Below are 11257 nucleotides of genomic sequence, written 5' to 3'. Positions count from 1 at the left end.
ATAATTAGAGTAATACTCATAATCGTGGTGAAGAAAAGTTGCCTTTCCACAAAGGGGACAGCGAGGGTATTTAGGTACCTTTTTAGATATTGGTTTATCAGGAGCAAATTGGTGATTACATTTGCGACAAAGGTATTTTTGATAACCATCTTTATCTTTACCATAACGGTAAAAAGAATCTTTATTATTGCATTTTGTACATTTAATTGGTACAATTTTTTGCATGAGGACTTCACCCTTTCTGGGAGGTATAGTTTTTTTAGCAAAAACATTGTACCACAGAGGATTGAAGTCCTCAATTTTCATTTAAGTTTACAGAGCGGAAAATTTCTAGTGGAGGTGAAAAAATGGAAGATCTTAAATTTTATCGTTCAAAAATTGATGAAATTGATGAAAGCATAATAAAAAAGTTAGGAGAAAGATTTTGTATAATCCATAAAATTGCTTTATTCAAAAGAAAAAAAAATATTCCAATGATGCAATCTAATCGAGTAAAAGAAGTTTTTGAAACACGAAAAAAATCTGGACAGCTTGTGGGCTTGAGGGAAGAGCTAATTGAAGAGTTATTTCAAGTTATTATTAATAATGCATGTAAAATTGAAAACGAAATTATTGATGCGAGTAAAAGAGAGGGGAAATAGAAGAATGAAAAGAGTGTTAGTAATTGAAAATTATCGATTTGGAAAAGAATATTTGAAAAGAGCAAAAAAACTAGGATATGAAACAATTCTAGCTACATACCAAGAACCAGAAGAAGTTGATGAAAACGATAAGAAGAATATAGATTATTATGTGAAGGTTGATACGACTAATTTAATTGAAACAATTAATGAGATAGTAAGGTTTTATGATAAAGTCTCTTTTCATGGAGTTCTTGCAGGACATGTATTTTTAATGCCACATGTAGCTGGAGTAACAGATCAACTTGGATTGCCATCATTTGGATTTAATGCAGCAAATGCTACGACGTTTAAAGACCAGACAAGAAAAAAATTAGCTTCTAATGGATTATTTCCTTTTTATTATGCAGTTGTTGATTCTATGGAAGCACTTGCTGAAAGAAAAAACGAATATCCTTTTCCTGTAGTTATGAAACCTATTGATGGATTTGCAAGTATTAATGTTCGAATTGCAAAATCGTTTAAAGAACTTGAAGCTGCTTACAAAGAACATATGAACAATAATGCATATGGTTCATTAGGCAAAGAATTTTCTTTAAAAGTGTTGATTGAAGAATACATTCCAGGAAAAGAATATTCTGTTGAAAGTATTGTTGAAAATGGAGAGGTAAATTTTGTAACGATTACGCAAAAAAGATCACATTCCAAATTTAAACATGTTGAGACAGGACATATCGTTCCAGCTGCAAATCTTTTAGAAGATGAAATTTATAACATAAAAAAATATGTTGAATCTGTGCATAAAGTATTAGGTGTATCGACAGGCATGACACATACAGAAATTAAGTGGGATGGACATCAAGCCAGCCTTATTGAATTAAATCCAAGAATAGGAGGAGGATATATTCCAGAATTGATAAAACAGGTATTTGATATAGATATGTATGAAGCTGCAGTTTTGAATTGTGTTGGAGAAAGATTTTTAAAAAGCATTAAAAATAATGGAAGTGCATTTGTTGGTTATGTGCTTGCCCCAAAAATAGGATTGCTAAGAAATATACAAGGGTTAGACGCCTTACAAAAATCGGATTTGAACTTATCAATACAATGGCTTTGTAAAAAAGGAAGTCAGGTAAAATCTAGTAAAGATAATCGAGGAAGAATTTTAAGATATCATGGTTATACGAATACCTGTGATAAGGATATATTTAATCAACTATCAGAGCTAGAGTCAATGTTGACAATAGAAATAGAATGATAAATGAAAGTGAGGAAACTTGATGTATAGCATATGTCTTGGAAGGCGTGAAGAGGTATTGAAAGCGCTGAAATCAAATAATATAGGTGTAATAGCGATTGTTGATCGAAGGTACCCAAGACCTTCATCGAAATTTTATAATTATTTTCATCATGTTGATGATATTTCAGACTTTGAAATAGTTCGAGCTGTTTGTGAACCATATATAAAAAATTTGAATATTTGCTCTGTAATAGCACCTGGTGAGTCTTCAATATTAACTGCGGGCCAACTTAGAGATACATATGGGATTCAAGGGAGAGGGTATAAAATTTCGCTTAGTTTAAGAAATAAATTTGAAATGTATAAAGTAGCTAGGAAAAATAATATACCTGTTGCAGATACGTTGTTTGTTTCCTTACTAGAAGATGCTGAAATGTTTATTAGGACTAAATTGAAACAAGGTAAAACATGCATTGCAAAACCAGTTAGTGGCTTTGGAACTTCAAATGTTATGAAAATTACTTCTATTAATGATTGGTATCAATATAAGTATCTCTATCTTACCGACAAAACATTTTTTATGCGTGATGGTGTTATACTGCAAGAATTTGTTGAAGGTGCTGAATATCATATTGATGCTGTTATTCAAAATTCAAAGATTCAATTTATAAGTATTAGTCGATATCTTAAAAATAATTTAGGCTTTAATTCTCATAAAATGGTTGGAAGCGTAATGCTTCTTGAATCAGATCTAGAATATAGTGTACTAAAAAAATTTAATGAAGATGTCGTTCAAGCTTTTGGAATTTGTCATGGTGTTATACATCATGAGTGTTTTTTAAACGAATTAGGTAATCCAATATTAGGAGAAGTTGCTATTCGACCAGGAGGAAATTATATTCCTGAGATGATAGAGAATGCTACAAATATCAATCTATATGATATTTTTGTAAAAGTTGAAAATCAAATACCTGTAGCTATTCATCATCAAAAGTTGAATGAAAGTCATGGATATGTTCATATACCAATTCATCGTACTGGCAATGTTAAAAAATTGGTACCTAGTGATGATTTATTGAAATTAGAAGGAATAATAGATGTTCGTTACGAAATCAGTGAGGGACAAGATGTTTCAGAAGCAAGATATTCTTTTCAACGAGCAGGTGTAATTTTGGGAAAAGCAAAATCATCTACTGAATTACAAAAAATTTTAAAAAAAGCTTGTTTACTTAGTTATCCAATTATTGAATCAGAGGAATAGGAAGTGATTAAATGAATTACTTATATGTAGAAATAATAGATAAATTAATACCAGTACAGATTGTTGACAAACTGCGTGGAAGCACAAAAATATTTTTTTTGGACTCTTCTAATCGAGATTCAGCGATAAATTCTGGTTTGGGTGTTGAGTCAATTAAAGAGAAATCTAGATATTCTTACATCGGAATTAATCCTATTGATGAGGTTTTTGCAACTGTTAAAGAAGATTCGCCAGAAGCTATCCTGAAACAATTTCAGAAACTTTTTAATAAATATAAATCATTTAACGTTTATGAAATAGATAAAAAAAATTCTAGTAATCAAAGACTCGTTCCACAATTATTTATTGCATTAAGTTATAATTTTGGAGAAGCTCTAATGAATATCGAAAATTCTAAAAATGATTTTTTGAATATGCCAGATTTTTATTGTGCTGTTTGTAAGGATTTTTGGATTTATGATCATGATACTAAGAAACTATGGTTTATGACAAAATCAGATGATAAAAATTTAACTAGTGATGATCTTATAAAAAGGCACAAAAATTTATTGAATTCAAATTCAGATTCAAATAAAAATGAGACTCAAAAACAAAATGATAGCAAAACATTAAAGTTTAATTTTACAAAAGATGAATATTTGAAGTCAATTAATAAGATAAAGAATTATATATATGATGGACATATTTATCAAGTAAATTTGTCGCAAATTCTAAGAATGCAAAATTATGTAAATGACTGGGAGATATATAAAAGTATTAGAAAGACAAATCCTTCTCCCTTTTCTGCTTATTTCAAACTTGGAGAACATTATTCAATTTTATGTAGTTCTCCTGAACGATTTCTATATAAAAATGGTATCCATGTTTATACAGAACCAATTAAAGGAACTCGACCAAGAGGCAAAAATGAGAAAGAAGATTATGATAACCTTCAGTCCTTAAAAAATTCAATAAAAGAAAAAGCAGAAAATATTATGATCGTTGATCTTTTACGAAACGATCTTGGACGTATTTGTAACTATGGGACAGTCTTAGTTGATTCTTTACTGTTTGTGGAAGCCTATGCTTCAGTATTTCAATTAATTTCAAGAGTATCAGGAATTTTAAAACCAGAGTTGGACTTTACAGATATCATTAGAAATACTTTCCCAGGAGGGTCAATAACTGGGTGTCCAAAGAAGAGAGCAATGGAAATTATCGCTGAACTTGAACCTAATAGAAGATCTTTTTATACAGGAAGTTTAGGACGTATTGCACAAGATATGAGTGATTTTGACTTAAATATAATAATTCGAACAATTTTAAAAAGCGGCAATCAGCTACAGCTTTCACTTGGTGGGGGAATAGTTTATGATTCTCATGCAGCTATGGAGTACAAAGAAACAATAGATAAGGGTAGGGCAATCATGCTTGGATTAAACAATAGTTAGGAGGATAATATGATTCTTGTTATAGACAATTATGATTCATTTACGTACAATATTATACAATACATGGGTAAATTCACTAAAAACTTTATTGTTTATAAGAATGATGAAATAACATTAGAAGAATTAAAAAATATAAGATTTGATAAGATTTTAATATCACCTGGACCTAAATCACCTTCTGAAGCTGGTATTTCTAAAGACGTTATCAACTATTTTGCGGGGAAAAAACCGATTTTGGGTATATGCTTAGGACATCAAGCCATTGGAGAAGTATTTGGTGGCAAAACTATTCATGCACCTTCTGTAATACATGGAAAAACAAGTATAATAAAGCATGATGGTAAAGGTATATTTGAAGGTGTTGCTTCAAATATTGAGGTTGGAAGATATCATTCTTTAGTGATAGATCCTAAAACATTTCCAAAAGAGCATTTGGAAATTACAGCTCAAACAGAAGGTATTATTATGGGAGTTCGACACAAAAAACATAAAATAGAAGGTGTACAATTCCATCCTGAATCAATATTGACAAAACAAGGGTTAAAAATGATTGAAAATTTTGTAAAAAAATTTTAGTATAGTGTAAAAGGAGTAGGTTATGAAAAAGAATGTGTTAATGATTGGAAGAGGAAGTAAATTGTGCAAGGAAATAATGAGGTATAATCAAAATTATTCTATATATATTATCGAAGAACCTGATATATTGAAAAAGATGAAATCTATTCAAGTAGATAATATCGTGGAAATTAGAACTGCTAGATATCATCAATCAAATGACTATCTAAAAGTTGTTCAAGAATGGGCAAAATTTATTAAATTTGATCTTGTAATTCCAGCCTTTGAGTATAGTGTTTATCCTGCAAATGAAGCTGCAAAATTATTAAGTTTACCAAGGATTGGTGATATTGGTGCACAAATATTTACTAACAAGATTCGCTTTCGAGAATTTTGTAGAGCAAACAATATTCCACATCCAAGATTTGGTAAAATCGAAACGAAAAGTGACTTAGAACATTTTTTTAAAGGAAAACCAATTATTTTTAAACCTGCTAATCGACACGCTTCTTTAGGAGTCGTTAAAATTAACAATATTAATGAAATTTCAAAAGCTTTTGACTTTACTACTTCTGCAGATGAGAATTTATTAGTGCCAGAACGACAATTAAAATGGGAATACATAGCTGAAGATATGATTTATGGTGATGAATATTCAGTTGAAATATTTGTTAATAATGGAGAAATTCAATTTTTTAATATAACTGAAAAGCAGAAATTTAATAACGGATATTTTGTTGAATCAGGGCATAAAGTTCCAGCAAATTTAGACAAAAATATAAAACTTGCAATTCAAAAGCACATGAAAAATATTGTTAAATCAGCACAAATTGAAACATCTGTTCTTCATGCTGAATGGATCATTCAAAACAATAGAGAATGGATTATTGAATGTGCGGGAAGAATACCAGGTGATAGAATTCCAGATTTAATTTCTCATGCATATGGATTTAATTTTAAAGAGTATTACCTAGAAATGTTATCAGGAAAGACAATGACGATAAATCGGTCACCATTAAGACATGCAGCTATTAGGTATTTTGAAGCACCAGAGGGAATTCTTGAAAAAGTGAATGGAATTGAAATATTAGACAATCCAGATTCAAACGTGATTTTATGGGAAATTGGAAAATCACCAGGGGATTTTATTAGCCAAGTTAAATGTTCCTGGGATAGAATTGGATTTTTTATAACATATGGTGATTGTGAGGAAATATTAAATCAAAGAATTAATAGTGTACTAAATAATATTTCATTTGATGTAAGATAAGATCTTCTTATTATAGTGGATTGTAAAATAAATTGAAGAGTTATCCACAATAAAGATTCAAAAAACATAGAAAAAAGCACAAAAAAAAAGACGCATCTATTAAGCCCCATGATTTTTAAACATAAAATAATGCGTAGCATAATGAAAAGATATTGACTTGTGGATAGTGTTAAGAAGCTAATTTATAAAGCTTTCTGATACTTCTAAAATATTGTGGTTTATCTATTGCGTTAGCAACTATAACATTAATTAATTTAGTTATGGCTGTTAAAAATAAATCGGCTCTCATACTGGTTGTGTTTAAAGTTCTAGGAAAAGCAATAGATGAATTTTTCTTTAGCGAAGCTATAGTTCTTTCAATAGTTGTTCTAAGCTTATAAGTAGAATTCCACTCATCAGAATTTCTTTGAATACCAGGATAAAGCCTAAAGTCTTTATCAGGATAAACATAATGCATTCTTCCAGCTTTGGAAGATGTACATGGATTTTCACAAATATGATAGCATTTACCTTTTTTATCCCTACGGGCTTTAGGACATTTATACTTTAAACGAGGGCTTCTATTTTTTCCTCTACAAGTTCCTTCAGGAATAAAAGGTTCTTTAGTAAGAGGACAAAGAGGAGCACCAGATACATCAAATTTTAAGTCGGAATTATCAACACGATTAGTATTGCGGGTGTTAATAGGGATAAAAACTTTTTTAAAACCATAATGTTTTAAAAGTGAAAAATTATCATAGCTATCAAACTCACTGTCACCAAGGAAACTAACAAATTTTTTATTAGGATTATGTCTAAAAAATTGGTCTATTACAGGCTTTAGAGAGGTATTATCAAAGGAAAACTTTTGTTCCTCTGGAGTATCAAAAACATCGCCTATAGAAGAATAAAAATCATCATCAAAGAAGTTGATGTACATTGGTATTCCAAGGCCATTAGTAAGAATACCAAATTTATAAAAATAATTAAAATGACCATTAACAAAATCTAATTTAATAGAAGAATTAGACTCAGCTTGTTTAGGCATGTTTTTATATGCGGCAGCATAAGGATTGAAATTTTCATTATTGGTAATTTTAGCATAGTTTTTTTGCTTATTTATCTCAGAAGCTAAAGTTTTAGGGTTATTTTCTTTAACTTTAGGTTTTAACCCAGATGTATCATAAATAAGCATTGAAGCTAAGCCCTTTAAAGGTGAATCGTCATCTAAAGATTCATCGAATTCATTACAAATATCTATGATATGACAAATCATAGAATTAAATGAATTAGAAATATCTTTTTCGTAATTAATTTTGAATCTGCTAAAAAAGGAAGTATCAGGTACTCTATTATTGAATCCACAAAACCCTCTGAGAACCTTTGAAAATTGAAGGAATAGGGTTAATAGAGTAGTTGTAGGCATATTGAACATATGCATAAATAATAGAGCTGAAAGTATTGAAAAAAGATTATAGTCTCTATTTCTCCCTAGATTAGAATAATAATGATTACGAAAAGAATCTGGTATAAAAGATTCAAGGTTAAAATTATCTCTAATTAAATTTAGAAAAACCGCTGGTTTTTCATAAGAAAGTACATTTAAAGAAGTAAATTTATCAAATAGATTTAATTGCTTAAATTCTGATAAAGAAAACATGGTAACATCCTCCCTATGTTGGTATTTTGTTGTAGTGGTATATGACTAATATCGTCATAGTGGAGGTAAATACAAAGGCCTATCGGCCAAAATATAGTAAAAAAGCCGATTGTAGTATTTCACAATCGACTATAAGATCTTCTTATTATAAAGGGAGGAAGTAAGCTTTGAATATTTTGAATGGAAAGCCTATAGTTGTTAATGTAAATGGACTCAAAATTGGAAGAGGAAATCCTCCAGTAATTATTGCAGGACCATGTGCTGTTGAATCAAGAGATCAGATAATAGAAATTGCTAAAATACTAAAACAAATTGGAGTAGACATGATTCGAGGTGGGGCATTTAAACCACGTACTAACCCATATACATTTCAAGGTTTAGGTGTTAAAGCGTTAGAGTTTTTGAAAGAAGCAAGTGAATTAACAAATTTACCAGTTGTAACAGAAGTAATGGATATAAAAGATATTGATGTAGTATATGAATATGCAGATGTTATGCAAGTTGGTTCTAGGAACATGTACAACTATTCACTATTAAAGGAGCTAGGAAAACGAGACAAGCCTATTTTATTAAAAAGAGGTATGAGTTCAACAGTTAAAGAATGGGCCCTAGCTGCAGAATACATTGCAATAGGAGGAAATTCCCAAATTATTTTATGTGAAAGAGGAATTCGAACATATAACGATTTTACCCGTAATACGCTTGATTTAGCAGCGGTACCTTTCATGCAAAAATTAACAGGTCTACCAGTTATTGTAGACCCATCTCATGCAACAGGGGTTCGTGAATTAATTAAACCAATGGCTAAAGCTGCTATTGCTTGTAACGCAGATGGAGTTATGATTGAAGTTCACCCAAATGTTGAAAAAGCATTATCTGATAAAGAACAATCTTTAACCCCAGCACAGTTTGAAGAAATTGTTTTAGAGATAGAACGTATTTCGTAATATTAGAGTTTAAAAGATATTATCTTATGGAAGCTGATATGGTTATAGTTTTATACTTCAACTATTTAGAACTTTTAAAGTAGTGATTATATTTGAAAATTATTATCACACGGGATTTTTTAATATGTTATATGTACAAAGATAATAAAATTAAATAGCCTCTCGGAATAAATAAAGAAAAAACCATTAAAAAGTAAAAAAATAACTGGGAATTTTGTATTTATGAAGAGAGGAAATAAAAATCAGTATGATTTATGAAAAAAAGGCATGACAAATAAGCCTACATGATTGTAAAAAAAAATAAGTTAAGTAGACTAAGCAAAAATAATTTCTTTAAGGTTTAAAGTATCTTTAGAATGAAAATACCAAGCATCAATATGTTGACACATCATGATTGCATAGATGCGTATGTACCACATCTTGGTGGAACGATGGCGACCATGCTCTAAGGAGTAATCAACCTTTTCACGCTTATTGGAACGTTCTATAGAAGTACGTCTTTTATAGGTGTTTTTCCACTCCTTAGAAGAACGAGGAGTTTTAGTAAAGAGCCTGAGATTATCTTTGTTAGAGGTATGAAAAGTACGATCATACTTAGCACTAGAACATGGGGTTTCACAAGAAATTTTAGTACCACGTGCAAGAGGACAATGCCATTTTCTACGATTTTGTGATTTATCAAAGCCATTTGATTTCATATTAAGCCCGATAGGGCAAACTGGAATGTCCACAGGTGAAATTTGAATATTAGACTCAGTAGAGAAAATTTTCTTGGTTTTAATATTGAGATCAATAAAAGGCCCAGTTTCATAGTGTTTTAGCAGTTTATAAATAGCCTCAGCATCATGGGTAGCATCAAGAAGCATTTTGCTAGTATTGCCTAGGGAGTATCTTTGTGAGAACTCAATAAAGCTAATAACAAAACTAACTAAATCATGTCTGGAAGCAGGATTTAGCCTAGGATAAAGAGGTAAGTCATAATGGCTATCACTAGTGGATATCATGCAGAGGTAATATCCATTAAAGTATTTTTCCCTAGAGCTATTCCAACCTGAATTGCAGTCGGGTTGAGAGTAAAACCTTGGATGATTACATTTAGATATTCCCTTGGTATTACAAGTACAAGTAGGTTTGCTGCGTGGATAACTGGCAGTTTCAACAGGAGTACCATCACCAATGATACCAAAATTATTAGAGTCACCAAGTAGACCTAACTTAGAAGAAACAGATAGGAAAGCAGACTCAAAGAACTCAAATAAGCGGTCAGCAGGTAATACTTTTTTCTTGGAATTATATTTAAGAAAACGCTCAACTAACCTTTTGACAATACTGGGTTTATTTGGAGGCAATTTTTCACCCTTTTTAGGCTTTTTCTTTTTCTTCTTTTTGCGCTTTCTCTTAATATTAGATTTAATATTAGGACTTTGATAGCCCCAAAGACGTGAAAAAAATCATAAAAAGTTCCTACACCAGGAATATCACTAGGTTCAAAGCCACTAATGATAGCATATAGAGGAACACGATAAAGCTCATTTACCCATTCAGTAATGCCAATGGTAGGATTAGTTAATAAAAACAGCAGATAAGAGCGTAGCATAGAAGCTGGATCACGGGGGGCAGGACCTTTGTCAGAATAAGAGTCAAAGAGCCATGTAGTCACGTAAGAAAGATCAGTAATCTATAACTTATGGATTATTGGCTAATCACTATTTACAAGGATTAAGAATGCCTCCAGAATAATGCTACCTTAGCTTAGATAATACAAAGCTTTGCTAAGATTCATGGGAAACAACTACAGGTTTCATTTACATCACCTCAATCACAGTTAGTAAAGGAATTAATCCTTTCACTGCGATTATTGGGGCGATTTTTAAAAGTCAAGTGTTTTTGGTAAATTTCTAAATGTTTTTTATAAGTAAAATTTCCAATTTTACTTTGAATAAAAAGAAATACCTCCTGATAAAATCAGGAGGATTACAATAAACTTGTTTCAAGGAAAACCTTGAAACATCTCACTCGGGTAATTCCGAAAGACTATTTAATAGAAAGGAGGAAGACTGTTGGCTGATGAAAAATTTTGTGAACTTATAGAAATAGAAAGTGATTATTACTTATATAAGTCATAACAAATTTATTAGAAAAAAGATATATATAACGTGAAGAACTATCTACATTCAAAACACTACTAGCGTACAAAAACTGGATAGGTTATACTTAATTAGACAATAAAAACTCGGACATGATATAATAAATAAAACTAATTTGGAGGTAAATCATGTCTAATAGATCTAAAAG

General features: G+C 30.6%; 11 protein-coding genes. 7 read left to right on the top strand and 4 right to left on the bottom strand.

Translation table 11 applies throughout. The features are described from left to right. Nucleotides 1-225, bottom strand: a 225-nt coding sequence (locus BUB36_RS17255) for an IS1 family transposase (RefSeq protein WP_330390537.1), incomplete at its 3' end; no start/stop codon positions are given. A 122-nt stretch (nt 226-347) separates the two neighbouring features. Between BUB36_RS17255 and BUB36_RS17250 the strand changes: the two genes are divergently transcribed. From BUB36_RS17250 to BUB36_RS17225, 6 genes are read left to right on the top strand one after another with little or no spacing between them, the layout of a single operon-like run. Further along, a complete protein-coding gene (locus BUB36_RS17250) occupies nt 348-641 on the top strand; it encodes a chorismate mutase (RefSeq protein ID WP_073153174.1) in 294 nt (97 codons plus the stop codon). Between the two features lie 4 nt (nt 642-645). After that, entirely contained in the window at nt 646-1878 is a 1233-nt protein-coding gene (locus BUB36_RS17245) for an ATP-grasp domain-containing protein (protein ID WP_073153171.1), read from the top strand. 22 nt (nt 1879-1900) lie between these two features. Then, nucleotides 1901-3121, top strand: a complete 1221-nt coding sequence (locus BUB36_RS17240) for an ATP-grasp domain-containing protein (RefSeq protein WP_073153168.1) — start codon at nt 1901-1903, stop codon at nt 3119-3121. Nucleotides 3122-3132: 11 nt separating this feature from the next. Further along, complete coding sequence (locus tag BUB36_RS17235) at nt 3133-4551, top strand: anthranilate synthase component I family protein (RefSeq protein WP_073153165.1); 1419 nt, start codon at nt 3133-3135, stop codon at nt 4549-4551. Nucleotides 4552-4560: 9 nt separating this feature from the next. After that, on the top strand, nt 4561-5127 hold the full coding sequence (locus BUB36_RS17230) for an anthranilate synthase component II (protein WP_073153162.1): 567 nt from the start codon (nt 4561-4563) through the stop codon (nt 5125-5127). A 22-nt stretch (nt 5128-5149) separates the two neighbouring features. Next, the gene (locus tag BUB36_RS17225; protein ID WP_073153160.1) at nt 5150-6376 is read left to right on the top strand and encodes an ATP-grasp domain-containing protein; all 1227 of its coding nucleotides are present in this window, start codon (nt 5150-5152) and stop codon (nt 6374-6376) included. 169 nt (nt 6377-6545) lie between these two features. Here the strand turns inward: BUB36_RS17225 and BUB36_RS17220 are convergent, their stop codons facing one another. After that, nucleotides 6546-8015, bottom strand: coding sequence for a transposase (locus BUB36_RS17220; protein ID WP_073153157.1), 1470 nt, complete (start codon nt 8013-8015; stop codon nt 6546-6548). Nucleotides 8016-8182: 167 nt separating this feature from the next. Here BUB36_RS17220 and aroF point away from each other — a divergent pair, with 167 nt between their 5' ends. Continuing rightward, nucleotides 8183-8962, top strand: a complete 780-nt coding sequence (gene aroF / locus BUB36_RS17215; RefSeq protein WP_073153155.1) for a 3-deoxy-7-phosphoheptulonate synthase — start codon at nt 8183-8185, stop codon at nt 8960-8962. Between the two features lie 314 nt (nt 8963-9276). Here the strand turns inward: aroF and BUB36_RS17210 are convergent, their stop codons facing one another. Both BUB36_RS17210 and BUB36_RS20030 read right to left on the bottom strand, forming a co-directional pair. Continuing rightward, nucleotides 9277-10311: a transposase gene (locus BUB36_RS17210; protein WP_242655895.1), complete on the bottom strand. Its 1035-nt coding sequence runs from the start codon at nt 10309-10311 to the stop codon at nt 9277-9279. Further along, nucleotides 10275-10622, bottom strand: coding sequence for a hypothetical protein (locus tag BUB36_RS20030; RefSeq protein WP_207550849.1), 348 nt, complete (start codon nt 10620-10622; stop codon nt 10275-10277). The genes BUB36_RS17210 and BUB36_RS20030 overlap by 37 nt, the downstream gene beginning before the upstream one ends. Between the last annotated feature and the right edge of the window lie 635 nt (nt 10623-11257).

This window comes from Paramaledivibacter caminithermalis DSM 15212 (genome assembly GCF_900142245.1).
Lineage (GTDB): Bacteria > Bacillota > Clostridia > Peptostreptococcales > Caminicellaceae > Paramaledivibacter > Paramaledivibacter caminithermalis.
The sequence above is the reverse complement of the archived record's forward strand: the minus strand, read 5'-3'. Positions and strand labels throughout refer to the sequence as shown.